Below are 25,587 nucleotides of genomic sequence, written 5' to 3' on the forward strand. Positions count from 1 at the left end.
TCGGCAACCGGTCGTCCGCCGTGCGCGGGCCGAGGACCGGCGCCCGTCATCGAGGAGGCACGGAAGACCTATGACTACGGCCGTCGTGGTGGGCAGCGGTCCGAACGGTCTCGCGGCCGCCGTGTTCCTCGCCCGGGAGGGCGTGGACGTCACCGTCCTCGAAGCCGCCGACACCATCGGCGGCGGCACCCGCACCAGCGAACTGACCCCCGGGCTGCTGCACGACCACTGCTCCGCCACACATCCCATGACCGTCGCCTCGCCGTTCCTGCGCGACCTCGACCTCGGCCGGCACGGCCTCACCTGGTGCCTGCCGGAGATCGACTGCGCGCACCCCCTGGACTCCGGTGAGGCCGGCGTCCTGCACCGGTCGGTGCGGGAGACCGCGGACGGCCTCCAAGGAGTGGACGGACGCCGCTGGCAGCGGCTCTTCGAGCCGCTCGCGGACGGCTTCGACGCGCTGGCCGAGGATCTGATGCTGCCGCTCACGCATGTGCCGCGCCATCCGCTGCGCCTCGCGGCCTTCGGGTCGCGAGCCCTGCTGCCCACCGTCGCGGTGGCCCGGCTGTGGCGGACGCCGGCCGCCCGAGCGCTCTTCGCCGGTGTGGCCGCGCACGCCTTCCGCCCCTTCCACCTGCCGGCCGGCGCCGCGGTCGGTCTGACCATCGTCGCCGCGGGTCACCGGCACGGCTGGCCGGTGGCCGCGGGTGGCTCCCGGGCGATCAGCGACGCGCTCGCGGCACAGCTCTTCGAGTTCGGCGGCCGGATCGAGACGGGAGTGAAGGTGTGCGCCTCGGCCGATCTCCCCCCGGCCGACGTGGTCCTGTTCGACCTCGCCCCCCGCGCCGTCGCCGACATCCTCGGCGACCGGCTGCCGGCACGCGTCGCGCGGGCCTACCGGCGCTTCCGCCACGGGCCCGGAGCCTTCAAGGCCGACTTCGCGGTCGAGGGCGGCGTCCCCTGGACCAACGAGGCGGCCCGTCGGGCGGGCACCGTCCACCTCGGCGGAACGTTCGAGGAGGTCGCCCACACCGAGCGCATGATCCAGACCGGGCGCATGCCGGAACGGCCGTTCGTCCTGGTCGGCCAGCAGTACCTGGCCGACCCGAGCCGCTCGAAGGGCGACCTCCATCCCGTCTGGACCTACGCCCATGTTCCGCACGGCTACGACGGCGACGCGACCGAGGCGATCATCGGGCAGATCGAACGGTTCGCCCCGGGCTTCCGTGAACGTGTCCTCGACATGGCCGTCCGCCCTCCGGCAGCTCTCGCGGACTACAACCCGAACTACGTCGGCGGGGACGTCGTCACCGGTGCGAACACCGCCCTCCAGCTGGTGATGCGGCCCCGGGTGGCCCTCGACCCGTACCGCACGGGGGTCCCGGGGATGTACATCTGCTCCGCCGCGTCGCCACCGGGAGCCGGCGCCCACGGCATGTGCGGCGCGAACGCCGCCGCGTCCGCCCTGCGTCATCTCCGGCGACGGCACGGTCGCGAATGACCCGGGAAGCCGCCGGCCGCGCATTCCTGATAAAGGCCTGGACCGAATCGGTCCGGGCCTTTTCCACGTCCACCCTGCCCCGGCGCGAAGGAGGATTTCAACAATAGGCATTTTTATCGATGTGGAGACGGTCGGAGAGGCCCTAATGTTTTCTCCAGAAGGGCACCGGAAGAAAAGAACTTCCGCAGTCCCGAAAGCGAGAGGATGAAAGAAATGAGCAGCATCGAGAACGCGCTGAACAGCGTGGAAATCCCCGTCGAGGGTGTCGTCTACGTCGCCGCTCGCCCGACCCTGGGCACCCCGCGGATCGCCCGCATCGGCCGCATCGCCCAGGCGGCCGAGGGTGTCGGCGCCCTCGCGGCGGCCGCCACCGCGGCGGTCGGTGTCGCCCAGGCCGCGGAGGCCAACAACCTGGCGGCGGAGGCCAACGCCCAGAACCAGGCCGCGCTCGCCGCCGTCGGCGGTACGCCGCCCGCGGTCTGACGACCGACGGTGATCGCATAGGAACCCGCTGTCGGACCAGAGGGCTGTTCTGGTCCGGCAGCGGGTTCCGCCGTACTCAAAAAACGCATTCGAAAGTACCAGGAAAAGAGGTTCCATGAAACTCGTCCGAAGGATCACCTCCGCGGTCCCGGACAAGCTCGCCTCCGCGGTGCTCGGCCCGATACCGGTCGGCCGGGACCGCGCGCTGGGCCTGTCGGAGCGGCTGGCCGCCGCGACGAGCCTCACCTCGTCCCTCGAATACCTCAGCCAGCGCCATGAGATGGACAAGGGAGGCATGAACGACTGGGACATCGCCAAGGACAGCGTCGCGCACGCGAACCCCCTGCTGCGTCGAGTGCTCGACATCGCCAGCGGACGACGGACCACGACGGCTCTGCACGTCACACGGGCCGCGGTCGCCTCCGCCATGCTGCTGCCGGGCAGGTCCCCCTGGCGCGGCGCCGGCAGCCTCTTCCTCGGTGCGACCTCCGCCCTCCTCGGCCCCCGCCAGCACTACGGCAGCGACGGCGCCGACCAGGTGGCGACCCTCGTACAGCTCGCCACCGGCGGCGCCCGTCTGGTGCCCTCGCCGGCCGCCAAGGACGCCCTGATGTGGTACGTCGCCCTCCAGTCCAACCTCTCCTACCTGGTCTCCGGCTGGGTCAAGCTGCTCGGCCCGGACTGGCGCGACGGTTCGGCCCTTCCGGGTGTGATGCGCACGCACACCTACGGCCACGAGGGCATGCACACCTGGATCCGGAACAACCCCCGGGCCGCCAAGCTGCTCGCCCACGGTGTGCTGGCGCTGGAGTGCCTCTTCCCGCTCGCCTATCTCAAGGGCGGCCGGCTGACCCGTCCCGTCCTCGCTGGCGCCGCCGCGTTCCACCTGGCCAACGGCTACTTCATGGGGCTCGGCAGGTTCGCCACCGCGTTCCCCGCGATGCACCCGCTGATCGCCTACACCGCGGCCCCCCGCACGCACCCCGCGGTCGCGGGACGCGACGACCGCGCTCTGCCCGCCGCCCTCACCCTGCTCGCGGGTGCGACGGCGGCCGCGGGCGTCACCGCCGTGCACCGGCGCATGCGCGCCACCGAGGGCTGGCGGACCTCCCGCGTGCTGACGACCCGCCACGGCAACCGGCTCCAGTACGAGGAGATGGCGGCCGGGGACGCCGACCGGCCGGTCTTCGTGCTGGCCGCCGGTCTGCTGTCCACCAGCGAGCACTACGCCTGGATCAGCGAGCGCCTGGCCTACGAGACCTCGTACGGCGTCATCACCTACGCCCGCGCCGGGTACGCCGGGAGCCACCGCAGGGCGACCACCGCCTACCGGCTGACGGAGTCCGTCGACGACCTCGTCGACCTGGTCAACGGGGCCGTGGCACCGCACCGCAAGGTGGTCCTGGTCGGCCACTCGATCGGCGGCGAGCTGGCCCGCCGTGCCGTCACGCACCTCGGCGACCGGGTGCACGGCGTCGTGTACCTCGACTCCTCGCACCCCGACCAGTTCCACCGGTCCACCCAGCAGCGGGTGACCGGTGCCGGCCTGGGCAGCACCTTCACCTCCATGAGCCGAGCCCTGCGGCTCGGCACCGGGGCCCTCCTCACCCGCCCGTGGTGGATCAGGGAACTCCCCGCCGCCTACCAGGAGAAGGTCTTCGCCCAGTACGCCGACGCGCGGATGTGGGAAGCGGCCCGCCGTGAATGGGCGGCGCTGCGGGAGGACTTCGAGGCCTTCCCCGGACGGCTCGCCCCGATCGAGGGCGTGCCCGCCCTGGTGATCTCGGCCCAGCGGACCGTGGACCGCGACCCCGAACAACTGCTGATGCACCGGGAACTCGCCGAGGCCCACCGGGGGGCGCCCACCGAGACGGTGGTCGTCGAGGGGGCGGGGCACGACACCCTGCTGATCAACAGCCGCTACGCCCACCAGGTGACGGACCGCGTCCTCGCCTTCTTCCAGAACCTCGACGAGCGCCCCCGCGCGGCACGGTCCACCCGATCCGTCACCCTCAGGAAGGAGGCCTCCCGGTGAGCATGCCGCGACGTCTTCCGCTGAAGAACCCGTTCACCGGCGAGGGCGCGGCCTGGCGGATCGCCGGCGCCGCCATGCTGGTCGTCACCTTCGCCGGTCAGCACCCCTTCGAACAGTTCGCCCGGTTCCGCGCCAAGGACGTTCTGTCGCTGGTGCCGAACTGGCGGTTCTTCGCCCCCAACCCCTGTATGCACGACAGCCACTTCCTGTACCGCACGGTGGACGCGGACGGCAACGCCTCGCCCTGGCGGGACGGGTTCACGACCGAGACGCGCAAGCCCCAGCACATCGTGTGGTTCCCCACCCGGCGCGCGGACAAGGGTGTCTCCGACGCGTGCGCCGACATCCTGCCGACCCTCGAGTTCGGCGGCTTCGAGGCCGCTTCCCGGGTCCCCGGCTACCGGATGGTCACCGAGCACCTGCGTCTCCTCATCAGGTCCCAGGGCCTCGCGGGCGACGACGTACGCGGCTTCCAGTTCGCGCTGGCGCGGGCCACCGGCTTCGACACGCGCCACCGTCCCGAGCTGATGTTCGTCTCCCCGTTCGTTCCCCTCGACCCGCAGGCCCCGGGCACCCCGCTGACGCCGGCCCCGGCCAAGACTCCCGCAAAGGTGTGACATGGACTTCGCCATCCCCTTCATCCTCCTCGCGATGCTGATATTCGCGCTCGGACTGCTCAAGGCGGGCCTGCGGATCCGCAGGTCCCAGGCGGAAGCGGAAGAGGAAGGGAGGGAACACGAGTGAGCCGGGTACGGACGGCCGCCCTGGGGCCGAGGGCCCGGGATGAGTGACCTTCCGGCCGGCCGGGGGCGGCACACCCGCTCGCAGGACCCCCCGGTGAACACGGCGAAGGAGGGCGGGCCCCGTGGCGGGCGGCGGGCCGGGCACCGGGCGGTCCCCCAGCTCAATCTGCACCTGCTGTGGGGCGAGGGAGCCAAACCCTGGCGGGCCATGGGCCGTCACCGCCGGCTGGTCCTGCTCGGGATCTTCCTCGGCCTGGTGGGAGCCGGGACCTCCCTGGCCCAGCCCGCGGTCATCGGCCAACTCGTCGGCGCCGTCGGCGAGGGACGCTCGGTGACCGGCCCGATCCTGGTGGGCGCGGCGCTGTTCATCGCCGACGCCGCCCTGGGCGCACTGCATTCGTACGTCATCGGGCTGGCCGGCGAGAACATCGTCTACGACATCCGCCGGACGCTCGCCTCGCGGTTGCTGCGCTCCCGGTTCAAGGCGTACAGCGGACTGCAGCAGGGCGATGTGTTCTCCCGGATGGTCAGCGACACCATGCTCGCCCGCTCCACCATGACCCACGCCATCGACAGCATCCTCAACAACAGTTTCCTGGTCATCGGCGGGATCGCTCTGATGGCCTGGATCGACACCGTGCTGCTCGCCGCGACCCTGGCCTGCCTCGGCGTGACGAGCGCCGTCTCGCTCTGGCTGGCACGCGGGGTGCGCAGGGTGTCGGTGCTCAACCAGGCCGATCTGGGCACCTTCGGCTCCGCGCTGCTGCGGGTGCTGGGGGCGATGCCCACCGTGAAGGCCTCCCGCGCCGAGAGCCGGGAGGCCGAGGGGATCGCGGCCATCGCCCGGCGAGCCCGGAAGTCGGGGATCAAGGTGACGGTGATGTCGTCGCTGCTCGACCCGACCATGAGCATCGGCACCCAGCTCGCCCTGACGGTCGTCATCGGTCTGGGCGCGGCCCGCACGGCGACCGGGGCGATGCCCACCGCCGATCTGACGGCGTTCATCCTCTACCTGTTCTACCTGGTGGCGCCGTTGCTGACGCTGTTCGAGTCGATCGCGCAGTTCCAGATCGGCAGGGCGTCGGTGGACCGGCTCGCGGAGCTCGGCAGGATCGAGGTCGAGACGGACACGGTCGGCGGGCCGTCGGCCGAACGGCCGCGCGGTGTCCGCCCGCTCAGGCGCGACTACGAGCCCGGACTCCGCTTCGACGGTGTCCGGTTCTCCTACCCGGGCAGCGACAAGCTGGTCCTCGACGGGGTCTCGTTCAGCGTCCCGCCCGGAGGGCTGACCGCCATCGTCGGTCCCTCCGGTGGTGGCAAGTCCACCCTCTTCCAGCTGATCGAGCGGCTCTTCGACCCGGTGTCCGGGGCGATCCGCATCGACGGGACGGACATCACCGATCTGCCGCTCGACCAGCTGCGGTCCATCGTCGGCTACGTCGACCAGGACCACACGCTGCTGCGCGGCACCGTCCGCGAGAACCTCACCTACAGCGCGCCGGACGCGGACGACAAGGACATCGCCGAGGCGCTGCGCATGGCCAATCTGACCGAGGTGATCGCCGCGCTGCCGCACGGCCTCGACACCGAACTCGGCGATCGGGGCGCGGGGTTGTCGGGAGGTCAGCGGCAACGCCTGGCCATCGCCCGGACGTTGCTGCAGGCGCCCCGGTTCCTGCTGCTGGACGAGGCCACCGCGAACCTCGACACCGAGTCGGAGAACGCGCTGCGCGACAGCATCGCCATGATCTCCGGCTTCTGCGCCGTCATCGCCATCGCCCACCGGCTGTCCACCGTCACCGAGGCCCAGCAGATCGTCGTGCTGGACCGGGGCCGGGTGCACGCCGTCGGCACCCACGACGAACTCCACCGCCACAGCGACCTCTACCGCCGGCTCGCCCGGCTCCAGGCGCTGAGCGACGTGGCGTCCTGACCGAAGACCCGACAGGAGAACGAAGTCCCCGAAACGACCTCCCCCAAGGAGAACCTGATGAACGACTTCCTGCTGATCCCGTTCGTGGTGGCCCTCGGCATCGTCGGCTTCCTCGTCACGACCCGGGCCGTCAGCACCCCCGCCGTCCTCGGCGTCGCCCTCGTGGTGCTGCTCGGGGCCTGCTCCCAGGCGAGAAGGAACGCCCATCCGAGGACCACCCCACCCAAGAAGCGGAGGCGCCACCCATGAGCACGTCCAGCACGCCCACCACGTCCGTCACCCTGACGAAGACCCCCACGGCCGGCGCGACCACCCGGACCGGGACAGCGACCCGGACCTCGACCACCGGCATCGTCGACGACATCGGTTACGGCCGGCAGTTCGACGGCTGGTACCACCGGCTCTTCCCCGACGACGCGTCCGTCGTCGCCGAGGTGGATCTCCTGGCCTCGCTCCACCCCGACCCGGCCTCGGGAACGGTCGAGTTCGGTGTCGGCAACGGGCGCATCGCCCTCCCGCTCTCCCGCCGGGTCGGCAGGATCACCGGCGTCGACTCCTCACCGGAGATGCTCGCCCTGCTGCGCCGGGACCTCACCGAGGACACCCCCGTGGAGCCGGTGCACGCCGACATCCGCACCTACACCGCCGACGGCACCGTGGGGCTGGTGTACGCGATCTGCGCCACCCTCTCCATGCTGCTGACCCCCGAGGAACAGCAGCAGGCCGTGCGGCGCGCCGCCGACCTGCTCGCCCCCGGTGGCCGACTGGTCGTGGAGACCCACAACAAGCCGGCCGTCCTCGCCCTGCACGAAGGCCGCGCCCGCGCCACGTACTTCACGCCCTACCCCGAGCCCGGCACCGGTCTGCAGAGCCACTCCCTTCTCTTCCCCGAGGAGTCCCTCTGGCACCTCTCCCACGTCTGGTACGAGTCCGACGGCACCACCCGGGTGGGCACCGAGGTCTCCCGGCTGACCGCCCCGGAGGAATTCGACGCCTACGCCCGCGCCGCCGGCCTCGAACCGGAACGCCGCTGGGGCGACTGGCCGGCCGACGCGGCCCCGTACGGCCCGGACTCGCCCTTGGCCATCTGCGCCTACGTCAAGCCCTGACCACCACACCAGGAGGGCGGCCTGTGGCGAGGAACCGCGCCGCGGGTCGCGGCGGCCGGGGGCCTCCGGAGGAGTCCCCCACAGGCCAGGACAGACCCCACCGGGACCCGGATCCCCGACGCGTACGCTCGTTCGCATGGTTGCGCATCGAATGATCGAAGCGAACGGAGTACGACTGCACATCGCCGAGCAGGGCGCCGGCCCCCTCGTGGTGCTTCTGCACGGCTTTCCCGAGTCCTGGCACTCCTGGCGCCGCCAGTTCGACCCGCTCGCCGCGGCGGGCTTCCGCGTCGTCGCCCCCGACCAGCGCGGCTACGGAGACAGCGACCGCCCCGAGGCCGTCGAGGCGTACACCATTCTCCATCTGGTCGGCGACGTCGTCGCGCTGATCCGGGCGCTCGGCGAGGAGAAGGCGTACGTCGTGGGACACGACTGGGGCGCGCCGGTCGCCTGGCACACCGCGCTGCTGCGGCCGGACATGGTGCTCGGGGTGGCCGGCCTGAGCGTGCCGCCTCCCTTCCGGGGGAAGCAGCCTCCGCTGGTGGCGGCACAGCAGAGGTACGGCGGCCGCTTCTACTGGAACTACTTCAACCGCCCCGGTGTCGCCGACGCAGAGTTCGCCGAGGACCCCCGCACCACGCTGCGGAAGATCTTCTACTGGGCGTCCGGCGACGCTCGCGTCACCGGCGAGGACAGGCAGCCCCTGGTCGACCCCGACCGGGGCTGGCTCACGACGCTGGAGGACCCCGAGGCGCTGCCGGAGTGGCTCACCGAGGAGGACCTCGACGTCCTCACCGAGGGTTTCTCCCGGGGCTTCACCGGAGCGCTCAACTGGTACCGCAACCTCGACCGCAACTGGGAGCTGACGGCACCCTGGCACCACGCCCTCGTCACCCCGCCCGCCCTGTTCGTCTACGGCGACCGTGATCTGGTGCCCGCGTTCCCCGGCACGCCCGAACTCATCGCGGCCCTGCCGGACCTGATGCCCAACCTGCGGGGCGGGCCCGTCGAGTTGCCCGGCTGCGGACACTGGACGCAGCAGGAACGCCCGGACGAGGTGAACGCGGCCCTCGTCGACTTCCTGACGGGGTGACGGCGCTCAGCGAGCGGGCGCCACGGGCGGAGGGTGAACGCATCGGGTCCGTGACCGCCATCGACCCGGGGGGCTCTCGTCCGAGCGGCCCGGCGGCTACGCGCCGAGAGCGGTGGCACGGGCGCCGGCATCCAGGTTGTTCGATGCGGCAGTGCCGGGCGATCGCCTCGTCGCCATGCATCGAGACGGGCCACGGCCGTACCGGCGATGACGAGCGGGATCCAGGTCAGCACCCGGTAGCTCCCGGTGAACGGCAGAGCCAGCGGCCACCGGGGTCGCTCTCGTCGAGCACGCGCCGGACCATGTACAGGACCTGCGGCAGCACCGGGGCGCCGGCCGCGACGACGACCGTTCTGAGGGGCCGGGGCCGACGTGTTGCCGCGTACATGTCCAAGAACGGGCCCTCGCCCCAGGTCCACGCCGATCAGGCGCCCTGCCTGGGGACGTCTGGTCCCCGGGTCCGGCCCTCGGCACCGCCCGGTGGCCTTCCGTCCTCGGAGGTCGCATGCATGGCGCCGGGTCCGGTGCGATGGCAGGCCCGGGCTCCTGGATGGAGGATGCTGTCGACGGCGTGGCGCGCGGGCCGGGTGGACCGGGGCTTCCGGCGGCCGACTCGAAGGACGGGGCAGGTCGCCCGCGCGGAGCGGAACACTCCGCTTCGGAGGCGGTGTCCTCCCGGCTCGGCGAGCCGGACCGTTCGACCTGGTTGATCCACGACGAGCAGGTGAATGCGAAGTGCGGGCGGAAGCGGGGCACGAGAAGCCACTGCGGTACCACCGGCGCCTGGTGGGCTCCCCCGGGCTGCCGGATCTGTCGAACCGCACCCGGTATCGCACTCAACTGGCCCAGCACTACGCTCGGTTCGCCACCGACGGTCACGGAAGGGAACCCGCTGGGCGCACACACCCTGCTCCGACGACGCCACTCGCCGCTCGTCACTCGAAGCTCGTCGCTTGACACTCGACACGACCACAGAGATCTGACGGACCATGGAGAAGCTCCGACCCGGCCACACGCAGGTCATGAGCACACCGACCAACCTCACCGGGAGGCACACATGAAAATGCTGATCAATGTAGCCGAGAGTGTCGTCGCGGACGCGTTGCGGGGTATGGCGGCCGCGCATCCCGAGTTGACCGTGGATGTGGAGAACCGGGTGGTGGTACGGCGGGACGCGCCGGTGGCCGGGAAGGTGGGGCTGGTCTCCGGGGGCGGGTCGGGGCACGAGCCGCTGCACGGTGGCTTCGTGGGACCCGGGATGCTGTCGGCGGCCTGTCCCGGGGAGGTGTTCACGTCCCCCGTGCCGGACCAGATGGTGCGGGCCGCGGCAGCCGTGGACAGCGGCGCCGGAGTGCTGTTCATCGTGAAGAACTACACCGGTGACGTGCTGAACTTCGACATGGCCGCCGAGCTCGCCGAGGACGAGGGCATCCGGATCGCCAAGGTCCTCGTCGACGACGACGTCGCCGTCACCGACAGTCTCTACACCGCCGGGCGGCGCGGCACGGGTGCGACCTTGTTCGTGGAGAAGATCGCGGGGGCCGCCGCCGAAGAGGGACAGCCGTTGGATCAGGTCGAGGCGCTGGCCCGGCAGGTCAACGAGAGCTCCCGCAGCTTCGGGGTGGCCCTGAGCGCCTGCACCACCCCGGCCAAGGGCAGCCCCACCTTCGATCTCCCCGCCGGGGAGCTGGAGTTGGGCGTCGGTATCCACGGTGAGCCAGGGCGTGAGCGGCGCGCCATGATGACCTCGCGGGAGATCGCCGACTTCGCGGTGAACGCCATCCTGGACGACATGAGCCCCCGCAACCCGGTGCTGCTGCTCGTCAACGGCATGGGCGCCACGCCCCTGCTGGAGCTGTACGGCTTCAACGCGGAGGTGCAGCGGGCACTCACCGAGCGCGGGGTCGCCGTGGCCCGCACGCTCGTCGGCAACTACGTCACCTCGCTCGACATGGCCGGTGCGTCGGTGACGCTGTGCCAGGTCGACGAGGAGCTGCTGCGGCTGTACGACGCTCCGGTGCGGACGCCGGGTCTGCGCTGGGGCGTGTGAGCGGTCCGCAGCGGACGGCCGCGCATGACGGGGCTCGGCGACAGCACCCCTCACCACCCGTCAACTCACTCACCACGCAAGGAGATTCCGTGCTCGACGCCGATTTCTTCCGTCGCTGGATGACGGCAACCGCGGCCTCGGTGGAGCGCGAGGCCGAGCGGCTCACGGCGCTCGACTCGCCGATCGGGGACGCCGACCACGGCAGCAATCTGCACCGCGGGTTCACCGCCGTGGCGGCGGTCCTGGAGAAGGAGGCACCGGACACCCCCGGCGCCGTCCTCGTGCTCGCCGGACGGCAGCTGATCTCGACCGTCGGCGGCGCGTCCGGCCCGCTGTACGGCACCCTGCTGCGCCGGACCGGCAAGGCGCTCGGCGACGCCGCCGAGGTGAGCGAGGCCCAGCTCACGGACGCGCTGCGCGCCGGGGTCGACGCGGTCATGACGCTGGGCGGGGCGGCACCCGGGGACAAGACCATGGTCGACGCACTGGTCCCGGCGGTCGACGCGCTGGCAGAGTCGTTCGCCGCCGCGCGGGCCGCGGCCGAGGAAGGCGCCTCGGCGACCACACCGTTGCAGGCCCGCAAGGGCCGGGCCAGCTATCTCGGCGAACGGAGCATCGGCCATCAGGATCCCGGCGCCACCTCCGCCGCGCTGCTGATCGCGGCTCTCGCCACCACCGCCGACACGGAGGCCACCGATGTCTGAGGAGAAGCGGGTCGGCATCGTGCTGGTGTCGCACAGCGCCGCTGTCGCCGCCTCGGTGGCCGAGTTGGCGCGGGGGCTCGCCGGTGCGGGCGCCTCCGTTCCCGTCGCCCCGGCCGGTGGCACCGAGGACGGGGGCCTGGGTACCAGCGCCGAACTGATCTCGGCGGCGGCCGCCTCCGTCGACCGGGGCGCCGGGGTCGCGGTCCTGACCGACCTCGGCAGCGCGGTCCTCACCGTGAAGGCACTCCTCGCCGAGGGCGACGAGCTCCCGGCGGACACGCGTCTGGTGGACGCCCCGTTCGTGGAGGGCGCCGTCGCGGCGGTCGTCACGGCCTCGACGGGCGCGGACCTCACGGCGGTGGCGGCCGCGGCTTCGGAGGCGTACACGTATCGGAAGGAGTGACCCTCCGATCGACCGCAACCCGGGAGACGACAGACGACTCCTCCCGGAGCTCGCCGACGCCCGGCACACCCTTTCGGGGCCTGCCGCCCCATGAGGCGGCAGGCCCCGAAAGGGAGCGACCGGCTCGCACGGAAGCGACCGGCTCGCACGGGAGATGACCGGCTGTCGCTCGACAAGGGGCCCGAGGGTGTGGTCGATCGGCCGCGCCGGGGCGGCGGGGGGCGTTTCCCCCGCTCCGTCGCGCGCCCGCGGTCGGTGACGTCAGCTCGTCGCCCCGCCCCGCATCGTCGCGCCTCGGCGCATCACCGCCCCCTCCACCCACTTGCGGGCCAGTCTCTCGCCCAGCTCGACCGCCGCTTCGTGGTCCTCGATCGGGGTCACCTCGGTGTCCTCGAAGACGATGTACGTGACCCCGGAGGCGGTGCCGCCGGTGCGCGGGTCGGGGCGGATGCCGAGCGCCTCGGCCGTGGCGTAGGAGGCCTCGCCGACGATGTTCTGCGGACCGGTGTCGCCCACGACGGCGTACGCGACTCGGTCCCCATGGACGACGGCGGCGACGGAACCGCCCTTGATGCCGTGGACCCGGTAGTCCCACACGCGGCTCGGCGCGGGGACGACGACGAACGGCAGGCTCTCGGAACGGAGGTAGCGTCCGTCGGACTGCAGGAAGGACGTGGCGGGCTGGAACCACGGGTCGGTCTCGCGGTTGCAGCGCGGACTCGGCCGGCCGTCGCAGTCGATGTCCATGTCGGCCTTCCAGTACACCGCGCCGTCGACACCGCAGACGGGGATCTCGGCGGGCTTCCCCGCGTCGCTGCTGTACAGCCCCTCGGAGACCCGGACACACCCACGCGCCCTGGCCAGCAGGTCGGCGGCGGTCACACCGCCCTCGTACCGCACGGGACGCTGCGGATGGGCCAGGGCGGGCAGGGCGACGGGGGCCAGCAGGGCGGCGCCGACGGCGGCCAGCGTCAACGAGCGGACACGCACGATGAGGACCCTCTCCTGGGGGGACATGACGGACACTCACCCAAAGGTGGTGCGGGTCGGAGAGGACGGCCACCGGGAGGGGGCCGGACGGACCACGGCGCTTCCGTCAGGCTTTCCGCAGGTGCGCGGCCGAGGGCCGGGCCCGACTCGGCCCGGCCGCTCGGCCGCTCTCGTCGGCGCGGGATCGGCGACGACAGCGGCCCGCGCCGTACGGCGTGAACTGACCTGGCACGGAGGAGAGTTCACGCCGTGTCGGAGAACCAGCATACGTAGCGGCCCGCCCCACCGCGCACCGCGGCCACCCCCGACGCACCCCTTGATGTGACCGCGCCAGTCATGCCATACATGGAGATAGGTACAGACCAATCCTGGTCAGGGCTCGACGATCGAGGGGGCAGGATCGTGCGACGCGTTTCCGTGCCGGCACTCGTCCTGGTGCCGGCGCTCTGTGGCTCGCTGCTCCTCACGGCCGGCTGCGCGGTGCGGGAGCGCCCCGGCAGTCTCCCGCCGCCCGCCCCACCCGGCGTCACCGCCGACGCGGGCAGCGCCACCAGCGTGCACGTCATGTGGAACCGGGCACCCGGGGACACCGAGATCGCCGGGTACGAGGTGTACCGGGGCCGCGCCAAGGTGAAGGACGTGCCGGGCGACGAGCACATGGTGGACATCACCCGGCTCCGGCCCTCCACCACGTACGTGTTCACCGTGCGGGCCCGCGGCGCCTCCGGGGATCTCGGGCCGCCGAGCGCGGAGGTCCGGGCCACGACGCCCGCCGTCGGGACGGCCGACCGGCGGGCCCCGAGCCGGCCGGGGCGGCTCGACGGGAAGGTGCTCGGCAGCAGGACGGTGCAGCTGTCCTGGGCGCCGTCGACGGACGACCGGGACGTGGTGTCGTACGACATCCTGCAAAGCGGTTCGAAGGTCCACGGTGTGGGCGGGGAGCAGACGGCGGCCGTGGTCACGGGGTTGCGGCCCGGCACCCGCTACTCCTTCACCGTGCGGGCGCGGGACGCGGCGGACAACGTCTCGCCCGTGAGCGCGACGGCACGGCTCACCACCGCTCCGGGAGCGGACGACGGGCGGGGCACCGCGCCCACCGGACTCCGCGCGGCGACACGCCGGGACGAGCGGGCGTACTCCGTCGAGCTGTCCTGGCTGCCTCCGCCCGTCGACGGGGTGGTCACGGAGTACGAGATCCAGCTCGACGGCCGGCCCGCGACGACCCTCGTCTGGGGCGGGACCCCGCCCCGGGGACGGGCCACGTACCGCTTCCACGTGAGCCTGGAGGCCGGGGTGACGTACCGCGTGCGGATCCGGGCGAAGCTGCCGGACGGGACCTGGGGCGGGTTCTCGGCGGAGCGGACGGTCACCACCGCCGGGTGAGACCACGGTGTCCCCCGCACGGCGGTATCCGTCACCTGCCCGGGTGTCGTCCGCATGCGACCGGGGCGCGGGGCACGTTGGCTCACCCTGAGGCAGCACGGGTCCCCCGATCCTCGGCGGCGCAAGGGATGTGCCGCGACCGTGCCGCTGGAGGGCAGACCATGCGTACGTCTCAGCTACTCCTCCGCTCCGGCCTGACGGTGGCCGCCGCCGCGCTGCCGATCGCCCTGACCGCGCAGCCGGCCGCGGCGGTGCCGACGGGTATCTCGGTGAGCACCACGGGTTCCTCGGTCACCGTGAACACGCCCGATTGCCCCAACAGCACCAACGGCACGTTCGGCACCGCCTCGCTGCTCTCCGGCGGGCAGGCGAACTTCTCCCAGGGGCGCCAGGTGACCCTCACCGGCACCAGCACCACCCAGTCCGCCTCGTGGTCGAACGTGGGCCCGGGCACCTACACCGTGATCGTGGTGTGCAAGGACGGGACCACGGCGGGCACCCAGTCCGTCATCGTCACGGCGGCCACGCCCACCATCTCCACGACGGCCTCGCCCGCGCGCGGCGTCCTGGGTGGTGTCGGCGGGGCGACCCGGGAGTACGGCACCGTCACGCTCGTGGCCGGCGGGGCGCTGGTGGCCATGGGCACGGGAGCCGCCGTCTGGTACCTGCGCCGCCGGGCGAAGCCGCACCGCCTCTGACCTGCGGTGGGCGCTCATCCCGAAGCCGGGTGAGCGGTCGCCCGTGACGCGGACGGCCGCCTACTCCCCTCTCGCGCTCTCCTCCCCCGCGCTTCCCTCGTCCGCGCCGCCCGCTTCCCCGCTTTCCTCCTCCGCGTTCCCGTCCTCCGCGTCGCCCTCCCCGCGGCGGCCCTCGCCGTCGCCGTCCTCGCCGCCGCCGCGGTCCCCCGGCAGCGTCGCGAACTCCTCCAGGGCGTTCGTCAGCCACTGTGTCCAGAAGGTCTGCAGGTCGATCCCCGCCCGCAGGATCAGATGCTGCAGCCGGTCCTGGGCGGTGTCGCGGCCGGGCCCGAAGTCCCGCTTCTCGATCTCTTCGTACTCCGCCAACGTCCGCCGGTGCAGGGTGAGATGGCGCCGCAGATCGTCCTCGAGGCCGTCGGTGCCGACCACGGCGGCGGCCCGCAGCCGGACGAAGAGCGCGTCGCGCCACGGCTTGGGGTCCTGGGGCGCGGAGGTCCAGCGGGCCAGTTCCTCGCGGCCGGCCGGCAGCACCTCGTAGCTCTTCTTCTGGCCCCGGGCGGGCCGCTCGGAGGGCAGGGCCCGGATGTAGCCCTCGCCCTCCAGTCGCCCGAGCTCGCGATAGATCTGCTGGTGCGTCGCCGACCAGAAGTAGCCGATCGACCTGTCGAACCGCCGGGTCAGCTCCAGGCCCGACGAGGGCTTCTCCAGGAGGGCGGTGAGGATCGCGTGCGGGAGTGACATGGGCTCATCCTAGGAAGGGCGGGGGCGCACGACTTGCCGCACGCATCCCGCGGCCAAGCGCCCGTACCCCCTCGACCAGGCGCCCGACCCGCTCGACCGGGCGCCCGCCACGCCTCCTACAGCTCCGCCGCCAGCTCCGTCCCCTGCTTGATCGCCCGCTTGGCGTCCAGCTCGGCGGCCACGTCGGCACCGCCGATGAGGTGCGCGGAGCGCCCTGCGGCGATCAGGTCGTCGTACAGGTCGCGGCGCGGGTCCTGGCCGGTGCAGAGGACGACCGTGTCGACCTCCAGCAGCTGGCGGACGCCGTCGACGGTGACGTGCAGCCCGGCGTCGTCGATCAGGTCGTACTGGACGCCGGGGACCATGGTGACGCCCCGGTGCTTGAGTTCGGTGCGGTGGATCCAGCCGGTGGTCTTGCCCAGTCCGGCGCCGACCTTGGTGCTCTTGCGCTGGAGGAGGTGGACCGATCGCGGTGGGGCGGGCCGCTCGGGGGCGGCGAGGCCGCCGGGGGCGCGGTAGTCCATGTCGACGCCCCACTGCCGGAAGTACGCGGCCGGGTCCTCGCTCGTCTTCTCCCCTCCGTCGGTCAGGAACTCGGCGACGTCGAAGCCGATACCGCCGGCGCCGAGGATCGCGACGCGGTCGCCGACGGGGGCGCCGTCACGCAGGACGTCCAGGTAGCCCAGGACCTTGGGGTGGTCGACGCCGGGGAGTTCGGGGGTGCGCGGGGTGACACCGGTGGCGACGACGACCTCGTCGTACGCCGCCGCCGTGAGCTCGTCGGCCGCGACCCGGGTGTTCAGGCGTACGTCGACGCCGTGCGCGTCGAGTTGGGTGCGGAAGTAGCGCAGCGTCTCGTCGAACTCCTGCTTGCCGGGGACCCTGCGGGCGACGTTCAGCTGACCGCCGATCTCGCCCGCCGCGTCGAACAGCGTGACCTCGTGGCCGCGTTCGGCCGCGCTCACGGCACAGGCGAGTCCGGCCGGGCCCGCGCCGACGACCGCGACGCGCTTGCGCCGCCGCGTCGGGGAGAGCACGAGTTCCGTCTCGTGGCAGGCGCGCGGATTGACCAGGCAGGAGGTGATCTTGCCGCTGAAGGTGTGGTCCAGGCAGGCCTGGTTGCAGCCGATGCAGGTGTTGATGGCGTCGGAGCGGCCCTCGCGCGCCTTGTTGACGAAGTCCGGGTCGGCGAGCATGGGGCGGGCCATGGACACCATGTCGGCGTGGCCGTCGGCGAGCAACTCCTCGGCCAGTTCCGGGGTGTTGATGCGGTTGGTGGTGACGAGCGGCACGGACACCTCGCCCATCAGCTTCTTCGTCACCCAGGTGTAGGCGCCGCGCGGCACGGAGGTCGCGATGGTGGGGATACGGGCCTCGTGCCAGCCGATGCCGGTGTTGATGATGGTCGCCCCGGCTGCCTCGACGGCCTTCGCCAGCGTGACCACCTCGTCGAGCGTGGAGCCGCCGGGGACGAGGTCGAGCATCGACAGCCGGTAGACGACGATGAAGTCCTCCCCGACCGCCTCGCGCACCCGGCGCACGATCTCGACGGGGAAGCGCATCCGGTTCTCGTACGAGCCGCCCCAGCGGTCGTCGCGGTGGTTGGTCCCGGCGGCGATGAACTCGTTGATCAGATAGCCCTCGGAGCCCATGATCTCGACGCCGTCGTACCCGGCCCGGCGGGCGAGGCGGGCCGCGTTCGCGTAGTCGTCGATCGTCTGCTCGACCTCGGCGTCGGTGAGCGCGTGCGGGACGAACGGGCTGATCGGGGCCTGCAGGGCGCTCGGGGCGACGAGATCGCGGTGGTAGGCGTACCGGCCGAAGTGCAGGATCTGCATCGCGATCCGGCCGCCCTCGCGATGTACGGCGTCGGTGATCTCACGGTGCCGATCGGCCTCGGCGTCGGTGGTGAGCTTGGCGCCGCCCTCGTACGGACGGCCGGCCTCGTTGGGCGCGATGCCACCGGTGACGATGAGGCCCACTCCCCCGCGCGCGCGGGCCGCGTAGAACTCCGCCATGCGCTCGAAGCCGCGCTCGGCCTCCTCCAGGCCCACGTGCATGGAGCCCATGAGCACGCGGTTCGGGAGCGTGGTGAAGCCCAGGTCGAGCGGGCTCAGCAGGTGCGGGTAACGGCTCATGGGGCCCTCCGTGCGTGGCGTCGTCAGGAAGGTTGTAGACGACGCCACGCCGTTTATGCAACTAGTTGCACAATGACTGAGGGCAAGGCCACATCGGGGCGCGGGAGGCGTAGGCGGGGCCGGGGGGGTGGCGGGCCGGCGGGCGGGACGGGTGCGGATGCGGATGCGGTTCTCAGCCTCTGGTGCCGATCACCACGTGGGCGTGTCTCTCCTCCGAGACGGCCGTGCGGGCGGTGAGGCCGGATCGGCGGAAGGCGTCGAGGGCGTGCGGTGCCTGGCGTCGGCTCGTCTCGACGAGGAGGCAGCCGCCGGGGGCGAGCCAGTCGGGGGCCCCGGCGGCGACCCTGCGCAGGACGTCGAGGCCGTCCGTGCCGCCGTCGAGGGCGACCAGGGGTTCGTGGTCGCGGGCCTCGCTCGGCAGCAGCGGGACCTCGCCGGTGGGGACGTACGGGACGTTCGCCGCGAGGATGTCGACCCGGCCCCGCAGGTGGTCGGGGAGTGCGGCGAAGAGGTCGCCCCGGTGGGCGTGGCCGCCGTAGGACGCGAGGTTGCGGCGGGCGCAGCGGACCGCCGCCGGGTCGATGTCGGCGGCGTGCAGTTCGACGCCGTCGAGCGACGCGGCCAGGGCGGCGCCCACCGCGCCGGAGCCGCAGCAGAGGTCGACCACCACGCGGGCGTCGGGTGCGGTGGCGAGGGCCTGCTCGACGAGGTGCTCGGTGCGGCGGCGGGGGACGAACACACCGGGTTCGACGGTGATGCGCAGGCCGGCGAACTCCGCCCAGCCGAGGACGAGTTCGAGGGGCAGGCCCGCGACACGCCGGTCGACCATGGCGGCGGCCTCGTCCGGTGTGGGGGCGGTCGCGAGGATCAACTCCGCCTCGTCCTCGGCGAAGACGCAACCTGCGGCGCGCAGTGCCGTGACGACGGAAATGAGGGAGAGAAGCGGCATGACAGCAGAGGAGCCTTTCGGTGGGCCGAAGGGCGCTCCCGCGGTGGCCTAGCGGCGGCGCACCGCGCCGTGTTGAGGGGAGAGCACCCGACCTGACACAGCGGTAATGGGTCTCACCTCCTCGGTCCACGTTGCTGACTGGCGCGGCAACACTACCCCATGATCACGAACGGTCCCTCAAGGCTCCGAGAGGCGCCCCCGGCGTCCGACCGTCCCCCGTCGCGACCGCCGGCACCCGGGCCGCCATGAAGCGGGTGGTGCGGCGGAGGCGGAAGCCGAGGGCCTCGTAGAGGCGGATGGCGGTCGCGTTGGCGGCGGCGGTGTGGAGGAAGGGGGTTTCGCCTCGTTCCCGGATGCCGTGGGCGACGGCATGGACGAGGCGGGTGGCGAGGCCCGCGCCCCGGAAGGCCGGGTCGGTGCAGACCGCGCTGATCTCGGTCCAGCCCGGTGGACGCAGCCGCTCACCGGCCATGGCGACCAGCGCGCCGTCCCGGCGGATGCCGAGGTAGGTGCCGAGTTCGATGGTGCGGGGCAGGAAGGGGCCGGGCCGGGTGCGTGCGACGAGGTCGAGCATCTCGGGCACGTCCGCGGGGCCGAGCCGTACCGCCTCGTCGTCCGGGGCGGCGGCGATCCCGTCGTCGACGAGCTGGACGCCCTCCAGGTCGAGGGTCACCTCCCAGCCCGCCGGGAACCCCTCGCAGTAGGCGACCGCCACCTCGGCACCCGGGCCGGCCAGCGCGGCGAGATCGGCCCAGTCGGCATCGTCGAGGTCCTCGGGCAGGCCCAGCCACGGCGAGACGTCGGGCGGGTAGCGCAGCAGCCGGCCGCGCTGCTCGGCGAGGGGGGCGTGCGGCCCCGTGAGGGCGGCGAGGGCGGGGTTGTCGAGGACGTGCGGCACGGTGTCCGTGCCCTTGCCGCCGCCCGTCGCGTACTCGGTCATGCGCTCTCCCACTCCGCTCCACTGCCGTCCGGCGCGTCCTGCTCATCCGGCTCATCCGGGTCATCCGGCTGGTCTGCTCATCCGGCTCGTCGGCCGCCGGACGGGCCTGCTCCACCAGCTCCGGCCACTGGCGCCAAGGAAGACCGTCGCGGCCCTATTCCCGGGGCTCCGACGTGTTCACGCGACCGCAATGATCGGCCCCCGCCCCCGGGGCCCGGGCGCTCCCCAGCGGCACGTACGGTTGCATGACTCAGCCATTCACCGCCGTCACGTTGGACCCCCCATGAACGTCACCCGAGGCTTCACCGGACGCCCCCGCGTCCACCACCCAGGGCTGCCGCCCGGCCAGTACGACGCCGGCGACGACTGGCCCGTCCTGTCGGCCGAGGTCACCCCCGACCTCGCACCCGCCGACTGGACGTTCCGGATCGACGGCCTGGTGGCGGAGCCCCGCTCCTGGGACTGGGACGAGGCGCACGCGCTGCCCCCGTCGGTGTACGAGGGCGACATCCACTGCGTGACGAGCTGGTCGAAGTTCGGGGTGCGCTTCGGGGGCGTCTCGCTGGACGCGTTCTGGGACGAGGTCCGGCCCGACGCGTCCGCCACGCACGTGGTCGCGTACTCGCACAGCGGTTACACCACGAACCTCCCGCTCGCCGATCTCACCGGCGGGCGCGCCTGGATCGCCTGGGAGTACGACGGCGAGCCGCTGGCCGCCGAGCACGGCGGTCCGGCGCGGCTGCTGGTGCCGCACCTGTACTTCTGGAAGAGCGCCAAGTGGATCGCGGGCCTGCGGCTGCTCGACCACGACGAACCCGGCTTCTGGGAACAGAACGGCTACCACGCGCGGGGCAACCCGTGGGAGGAGCAGCGGTACTCCGGTGACTGAGACGACGACGCCCGACACGGCCTTCTCGCCGCCCACCCGGTTCGCCGTGCCCGGCCGTATCGCCGTGAGCAACCGGACGGCGGCCCTGTGGCAGACGGCCACGCTGACGGAGATCCGTCGGGAGACGCCCGTGGTGTCCACCTTCCGGTTCGCGGTGCCCGGGTGGGCGGGACATCTGCCGGGGCAGCACCTGATGCTGCGGCTGACCGCCGGGGACGGCTACACGGCGCAGCGTCACTACTCGCTGGCCTCCCCGCCGGACGACGCGGGGCACATCGAGCTGACCCTGGACCATGTGGAGGGCGGTGAGGTCTCCGGCTGGTTCCACACCGAGGCCCGGCCGGGCGACCAGGTGGAGGTGCGCGGCCCGCTCAGCGGTTTCTTCGCCTGGCCCGGGGACCGGCCCGCGCTGCTGATCGGGGCGGGTTCCGGCGTCGTACCGCTGATGTCGATGCTCCGCCACCACCGGAGGCGGGCGCTCGACGTACCCCTGCGGCTGCTGGTGTCCGCCCGCGGGCCGGAGGAGCTGATCTACGCGGCGGAGTACGGCGCGGAGACCACGGCCGTGTTCACCCGGCGGGCGCCCGAGGGGGTGCCGGTGGGTCGGCTGTCGGCGGCTCAGGTGGCGCGGGTGGTGGCCGAGCGGCCGACGGGTGGGTGGGAGGCCTATGTGTGCGGCTCCAACGCGTTCGCCGAGCACGCCTCGCGGCTGCTGGTGGCGGCGGGGCAGCCGGTGGATCGCATCCGCATCGAGCGGTTCGGCTGACCTTCGCCGCAAGATTTATGGCACAAACCATGCCATCCCGTCCTCTTTCGGGTACACCGGAAGTGCGGACCAGTCCTAACCGGGGTTCTCGTATCCGAGGGCCGTGCCGGTGAGGGAGGGCGAGATGCGAGGCCAGGTCTTCGGGTGGCGTTGGCGCGCCAATCCGCTGCGGCGACGCTCGGACGTCGTCGAGGCGTGGACGGTGCTGTGCGTCGTGCTGCTGCTCGTCCTGGGGGCCCCGGCCGTCGGGGTCGTGGTGGGCCGGTGGGCCCATGGGGACGCGCGGGCGCACGCCACGGCCGAGCGCGCCGCGCTGGACCGGGTCAGCGCCGTGATCGTCGAGCAGGCGCCGGCCTCCGTGCCCTCCGCGCACGGCGACAGGCAGCCCAAGTACTGGGTGGGTGCTCGCTGGACCGAGCCCGACGGCGATTCCCGTACCGGTGAGGCACGGGTGCCGGCAGGTACCGAGCGCGGCGATCGCGCCGATGTGTGGCTGGACGACGCCGGGCGCAGTGTCCAGCCACCGCCGACCGACACCGCCGTCTGGCAGCACGCGCTGTCCATGGGGACCTTCGCCACGGGCGGCACCGCCGCCGTCGTGCTGCTGGGACACGTCGTCGTCCGCCGGATCACCCTGCGGCACCGGCTCGACGAGTGGGAGCGGGAGTGGGCGCGAACGGGGCCCGATTGGGGACACCGCCCGGCCTGATGGGGCACGGGAACGAACGCGAACAATTCTCAGCTCATAGCTGCGCAGCGCATGTCGGCCACCCTCGAAACATCCACAAAATCCACTTCCTCAACGCAGTTGATACTTCAATTGCGTTGCTGCCATAATCCGCTTCCTCCCCCACAGGCATAAGGCAGCGAAGAGGGTGCATTGTGTCCGACCACACGGCACGGTACGGCAGTTCCGTCCCGTCTCCCCCCGCACGGACAAGCCGACAGCCCATCCACGCCCATCCTGAGTTTCGTTCGATAAGCGCGGCATATCGTAGATTCGGGATAACGGCGACCGTGTTGTCCGTCGGTGGGTTTTTGTCGTACGTCCTCCTGTCGAGTTTCGCTCCGGGGGTAATGAATCAGCGATTGATCGGACATCTCACGCTCGGGCTGACTCTGGGTCTGGCGCAGTTCGCCGTCATGGGTGTGACCGCGTTCCTGTATGTCCGGCACATGCGCGAGAAGATCGACCCGGTCGTCCGGCGGCTCCGCAGCCAGTTGGAGAAGCACGAGGCCGAACAGCCCCGCGTTCCGGCCGGACGGCGGTTCGGCGCATGGTGACCTTCTCCGCGAGTGTGGCCGACGCGTTCAGCCTGCGGCTCACGTTCGTGCTGTTCCTGTCCGTCGTGGTGATCACCCTGTTCACGGCCTTGCTGACGGCACCGCAGCGGGACGAGATCGGCGAGTTCTACCTCGGCAACCGTGACATGTCGCCGCTGCGCAACGGCCTCGCCATGTGCGGTGACTACCTCTCGGCCGCGACGCTGCTCGGCAGCACCGGTCTCGTCGCCCTCACCGGGTACGACGGTCTGCTCTACCTCGGCGGCACGGTCGTCGCCTGGATGACGGTGCTGCTGCTCATCGCCGAACCCCTGCGCAACTCCGGGAAGTTCACCCTCGGCGACGCCCTGGCCCGCCGGCTCCCGCTGCGGCAGCGGCAGGTCCGACTGGCGCTCGCCGTCTGCACGCTCTGCGTGTGCACCCTGTACCTGGTGGCCCAACTGGTCGGCAGCATCGCGCTGATGACACAGTTCGTCGGCGAACCCGGCCCCACCACCCGCACGATGACCGTGATCATCATCGGCTCCATCGTCACCATCTACGCGGCCATCGGCGGTATGCCCGGCGCGACGTTCATCCAGGTGGTCAAGGCCGTGATGCTCGTCGCCGGGGTCTCGGTGCTCGCGGTCCTGGTGTTGAACCGCTTCGACTGGAACGTCGACGGACTGCTGGCGTCCGCCACCGCGGGCAGCGGGCTGGGCGACGCGTACCTGCAGCCCGGTCTGCGGTACGGGGCGGGCCCGATCAGCAAGATCGACTTCTTCAGCCTGCAACTGGCCATCGTGCTCGGGCTCGCCGCGCTCCCCCATGTCATGATGCGGCTGTTCGCCCCGCGCCGGACCAGGGTGCTGCGCGCCTCCGTGGTCTGGGCGGTGGGTCTGGTCGGTTTCGTGTGCCTGATGGCCGGCGTCCTGGGCCTCGGCGCCACGGCCGTCGTCGGCCGGGAGACCATCGCCGACATCGACCACAAGGGCGACGCCGCCGTCCTGCTCCTCGCCCACGAACTGGGCGGCGAGGTGCTCACGGCGATCGTCTCGGCCCTCGCCTTCGTCACCCTGCTCGCGGTCGCCGCCGGGCTCATGCTCGCCGCGGCCTCGTCCGTCGCCCACGACCTGTACGGCGAGGTGATCCGCAAGGGCAGGGCCAAGGAGACGCAGGAGCTGGGCGTGGCCCGGATCGCCGCGGTGATCCTCGGCGTCCTGAGCATGATGTTCGCCCTCCTCGCCTGGGGCACCAACACCGCCACGCTCGCGTTCCTGGCCTTCGCGATCGCCGCGTCCGCCATCCTGCCGACCATCGTCTACAGCCTGTTCTGGCGGGGGTTCACCGCGCGCGGCGCCCTGCTCAGCCTGTACGGCGGTCTGGCCACCTCGGTGCTGCTCGTGGTCTTCTCGCCGGTGGTCTCCTCCACGGCCGGCTCGGTCTACCCGAACGCCGACTTCGCGTGGTTCCCGCTGCAGAACCCGGGCATCGTGTCGATCCCCGCGGGTTTCCTGCTGGGTTGGCTCGGCTCGCGTCTCGGTCCGCGCGAGGACGAGAGCGCGTACGAGGACTTCGAGGTACGGGCCCTGGTCGGGGCGGACCAGAGGTGAGCCCCGGCACCGGCCGCGGATGATCCGTGGGGCGTCGCGGGCCGGGAGAAGCCCCTTGGCGGGCCGCGACGCCCCACGTACGGTGTGATCATCCGCACCTCAGAACTCAAAAGGTGGTCCTTCATGGCCCTGTTCGACCTGCCGTTGGACGAGCTCCGTGGTTATCGAAGCGCTTCGACGGAGCCCGAGGACTTCGACGCCTTCTGGGCGAAGACACTCCAGGAGGCCCGCGCGCACGACCTGGACGCCCGTTTCGAGCCGGTCGAGACCCCTCTGAAGACGGTCGAGGTGTACGACGTCACCTACTCCGGATTCGGCGGGCACCCGGTCAAGGGCTGGCTGGTCCTCCCGGCCGACGCGACCGAACCGCTGCCCACCGTCGTGGAGTTCATCGGCTACGGCGGCGGTCGCGGCCTGCCCCACACCCACCTCCTGTGGGCCTCGGCGGGCTACGCGCACTTCGTCATGGACACCCGGGGCCAGGGCAGCGCCTGGGGCGGTGGCGGCGACACCCCCGACCCGGTGGCGGGCGCTCCCGCCTTCCCCGGCTTCATGACCCGGGGCATCGACGCCCCCGAGAACTACTACTACCGCCGGGTCTACACCGACGCCGTCCGCGCGGTGGAGGCCGCCCGCGCGCATCCGCGGACCGACGCCGCCCGCACCGCGGTGGTCGGCGCCAGCCAGGGCGGCGGTATCTCGATCGCGGTCGGCGGGCTCGTCCCCGACCTGGTGGCGGTCGCGCCCGACGTGCCGTTCCTGTGCGACTTCCCGCGCTCCACGATCCTCACCGACCGGGATCCGTACCGCGAGATCGGCAAGTACCTCAAGACCCACCGCGGCCGCACGGAGCAGGTCGGGCGCACCCTCGCCTACTTCGACGCCGTGCACTTCGCCGCGCGCGGCCGGGCCGCCGCGCTGTTCTCGGCGGCCCTGGAGGACCAGACCTGCCCGCCGTCCACGGTGTTCGCGGCCTTCAACGCCTGGGCCGAGGCGAACAAGCGCATCGAGGTCTACGACTTCAACGACCACGAGGGCGGCGGCCCCTACCAGGAGGCGGTCAAACTGCGCTGGCTGGCCGCACAGCTCTGAGAACGACGTGCCCGCGCGTCTGATCGGTCAGCGCCGAGCCCGCCCGGCCGCTGTTCCCGGTCGGAAACCCT

General features: G+C 72.2%; 24 protein-coding genes and 1 pseudogene. 20 read left to right on the forward strand and 5 right to left on the reverse strand.

Annotated elements, in window-relative coordinates; translation table 11 throughout:
- The first annotated feature begins 70 nt into the window (after window positions 1–70).
- From RM704_RS21640 to dhaM, 12 genes are all read left to right on the forward strand, one after another.
- A complete protein-coding gene (locus RM704_RS21640; protein ID WP_033526317.1) occupies window positions 71–1,501 on the forward strand; it encodes a phytoene desaturase family protein in 1,431 nt (476 codons plus the stop codon).
- Between the two features lie 213 nt (window positions 1,502–1,714).
- Complete coding sequence (locus tag RM704_RS21645; RefSeq protein ID WP_259408152.1) at window positions 1,715–1,984, forward strand: hypothetical protein; 270 nt, start codon at window positions 1,715–1,717, stop codon at window positions 1,982–1,984.
- Between the two features lie 115 nt (window positions 1,985–2,099).
- On the forward strand, window positions 2,100–4,019 hold the full coding sequence (locus RM704_RS21650) for an alpha/beta fold hydrolase (RefSeq protein ID WP_033526318.1): 1,920 nt from the start codon (window positions 2,100–2,102) through the stop codon (window positions 4,017–4,019).
- A gap of 2 nt (window positions 4,020–4,021) precedes the next feature.
- Complete coding sequence (locus RM704_RS21655) at window positions 4,022–4,636, forward strand: hypothetical protein (RefSeq protein WP_311591060.1); 615 nt, start codon at window positions 4,022–4,024, stop codon at window positions 4,634–4,636.
- A gap of 1 nt (window position 4,637) precedes the next feature.
- The gene (locus RM704_RS21660; RefSeq protein ID WP_311591043.1) at window positions 4,638–4,763 is read left to right on the forward strand and encodes a hypothetical protein; all 126 of its coding nucleotides are present in this window, start codon (window positions 4,638–4,640) and stop codon (window positions 4,761–4,763) included.
- Between the two features lie 39 nt (window positions 4,764–4,802).
- Window positions 4,803–6,695: an ABC transporter ATP-binding protein gene (locus RM704_RS21665; RefSeq protein WP_033526320.1), complete on the forward strand. Its 1,893-nt coding sequence runs from the start codon at window positions 4,803–4,805 to the stop codon at window positions 6,693–6,695.
- Between the two features lie 57 nt (window positions 6,696–6,752).
- Window positions 6,753–6,944 (forward strand): hypothetical protein, encoded by a 192-nt coding sequence (locus tag RM704_RS21670; protein ID WP_033526321.1) that lies wholly within the window; start codon window positions 6,753–6,755, stop codon window positions 6,942–6,944.
- A complete protein-coding gene (locus tag RM704_RS21675; protein WP_052145935.1) occupies window positions 6,941–7,804 on the forward strand; it encodes a class I SAM-dependent methyltransferase in 864 nt (287 codons plus the stop codon). The genes RM704_RS21670 and RM704_RS21675 overlap by 4 nt, the downstream gene beginning before the upstream one ends.
- 136 nt (window positions 7,805–7,940) lie before the next feature.
- Window positions 7,941–8,897, forward strand: a complete 957-nt coding sequence (locus RM704_RS21680) for an alpha/beta fold hydrolase (protein WP_033526322.1) — start codon at window positions 7,941–7,943, stop codon at window positions 8,895–8,897.
- A gap of 1,057 nt (window positions 8,898–9,954) precedes the next feature.
- Window positions 9,955–10,947, forward strand: coding sequence for a dihydroxyacetone kinase subunit DhaK (dhaK, locus tag RM704_RS21685; RefSeq protein ID WP_033526323.1), 993 nt, complete (start codon window positions 9,955–9,957; stop codon window positions 10,945–10,947).
- Window positions 10,948–11,036: 89 nt separating this feature from the next.
- On the forward strand, window positions 11,037–11,651 hold the full coding sequence (dhaL, locus tag RM704_RS21690; protein ID WP_033526324.1) for a dihydroxyacetone kinase subunit DhaL: 615 nt from the start codon (window positions 11,037–11,039) through the stop codon (window positions 11,649–11,651).
- A complete protein-coding gene (gene dhaM / locus RM704_RS21695) occupies window positions 11,644–12,054 on the forward strand; it encodes a dihydroxyacetone kinase phosphoryl donor subunit DhaM (protein WP_033526325.1) in 411 nt (136 codons plus the stop codon). Before dhaL ends, dhaM begins: the two co-directional genes overlap by 8 nt.
- Before the next feature lie 261 nt (window positions 12,055–12,315).
- Here dhaM and RM704_RS21700 read toward each other — a convergent pair whose 3' ends face one another.
- Window positions 12,316–13,044, reverse strand: a complete 729-nt coding sequence (locus tag RM704_RS21700) for a glycoside hydrolase family 75 protein (RefSeq protein WP_033526384.1) — start codon at window positions 13,042–13,044, stop codon at window positions 12,316–12,318.
- Between the two features lie 402 nt (window positions 13,045–13,446).
- On the opposite strand from RM704_RS21700, the gene RM704_RS21705 reads away from it, so the two are divergent.
- Together RM704_RS21705 and RM704_RS21710 are read left to right on the forward strand one after the other, a co-directional pair.
- A complete protein-coding gene (locus tag RM704_RS21705; protein ID WP_052145936.1) occupies window positions 13,447–14,427 on the forward strand; it encodes a fibronectin type III domain-containing protein in 981 nt (326 codons plus the stop codon).
- 161 nt (window positions 14,428–14,588) lie between these two features.
- Window positions 14,589–15,125, forward strand: coding sequence for a hypothetical protein (locus tag RM704_RS21710; RefSeq protein ID WP_033526327.1), 537 nt, complete (start codon window positions 14,589–14,591; stop codon window positions 15,123–15,125).
- Between the two features lie 201 nt (window positions 15,126–15,326).
- On the opposite strand, the pseudogene RM704_RS21715 reads toward RM704_RS21710, so the two are convergent.
- From RM704_RS21715 to RM704_RS21730, 4 genes and pseudogenes are all read right to left on the reverse strand, one after another.
- Window positions 15,327–15,866 (reverse strand): annotated as a pseudogene (locus RM704_RS21715) (PadR family transcriptional regulator); the annotation flags it as partial.
- A gap of 116 nt (window positions 15,867–15,982) precedes the next feature.
- Window positions 15,983–18,004 (reverse strand): NADPH-dependent 2,4-dienoyl-CoA reductase, encoded by a 2,022-nt coding sequence (locus tag RM704_RS21720; protein WP_033526328.1) that lies wholly within the window; start codon window positions 18,002–18,004, stop codon window positions 15,983–15,985.
- Between the two features lie 172 nt (window positions 18,005–18,176).
- Window positions 18,177–18,953 carry a putative protein N(5)-glutamine methyltransferase gene (locus RM704_RS21725; RefSeq protein WP_033526329.1) on the reverse strand — a complete coding sequence of 259 codons (777 nt, stop codon included), beginning with the start codon at window positions 18,951–18,953 and terminating at the stop codon, window positions 18,177–18,179.
- 163 nt (window positions 18,954–19,116) lie between these two features.
- The gene (locus tag RM704_RS21730) at window positions 19,117–19,893 is read right to left on the reverse strand and encodes a GNAT family N-acetyltransferase (protein ID WP_033526330.1); all 777 of its coding nucleotides are present in this window, start codon (window positions 19,891–19,893) and stop codon (window positions 19,117–19,119) included.
- A 283-nt stretch (window positions 19,894–20,176) separates the two neighbouring features.
- Between RM704_RS21730 and RM704_RS21735 the strand changes: the two genes are divergently transcribed.
- The 6 genes from RM704_RS21735 (at window position 20,177) to RM704_RS21760 (ending at window position 25,516) form a co-directional block, all read left to right on the forward strand.
- A complete protein-coding gene (locus RM704_RS21735; protein ID WP_033526331.1) occupies window positions 20,177–20,782 on the forward strand; it encodes a sulfite oxidase-like oxidoreductase in 606 nt (201 codons plus the stop codon).
- Window positions 20,775–21,548 (forward strand): ferredoxin reductase, encoded by a 774-nt coding sequence (locus RM704_RS21740; RefSeq protein WP_033526332.1) that lies wholly within the window; start codon window positions 20,775–20,777, stop codon window positions 21,546–21,548. The genes RM704_RS21735 and RM704_RS21740 overlap by 8 nt, the downstream gene beginning before the upstream one ends.
- Before the next feature lie 124 nt (window positions 21,549–21,672).
- Complete coding sequence (locus tag RM704_RS21745) at window positions 21,673–22,257, forward strand: Rv1733c family protein (protein ID WP_033526333.1); 585 nt, start codon at window positions 21,673–21,675, stop codon at window positions 22,255–22,257.
- Window positions 22,258–22,430: 173 nt separating this feature from the next.
- On the forward strand, window positions 22,431–22,832 hold the full coding sequence (locus RM704_RS21750; RefSeq protein WP_311591050.1) for a DUF485 domain-containing protein: 402 nt from the start codon (window positions 22,431–22,433) through the stop codon (window positions 22,830–22,832).
- Window positions 22,826–24,424, forward strand: a complete 1,599-nt coding sequence (locus RM704_RS21755) for a solute symporter family protein (RefSeq protein WP_033526334.1) — start codon at window positions 22,826–22,828, stop codon at window positions 24,422–24,424. The genes RM704_RS21750 and RM704_RS21755 overlap by 7 nt, the downstream gene beginning before the upstream one ends.
- 123 nt (window positions 24,425–24,547) lie before the next feature.
- Complete coding sequence (locus RM704_RS21760; protein WP_033526335.1) at window positions 24,548–25,516, forward strand: acetylxylan esterase; 969 nt, start codon at window positions 24,548–24,550, stop codon at window positions 25,514–25,516.
- Window positions 25,517–25,587 lie beyond the last annotated feature (71 nt).

Origin of the sequence: Streptomyces gottesmaniae (genome assembly GCF_031845845.1) — a bacterium.
GTDB lineage: Bacteria > Actinomycetota > Actinomycetes > Streptomycetales > Streptomycetaceae > Streptomyces > Streptomyces akebiae.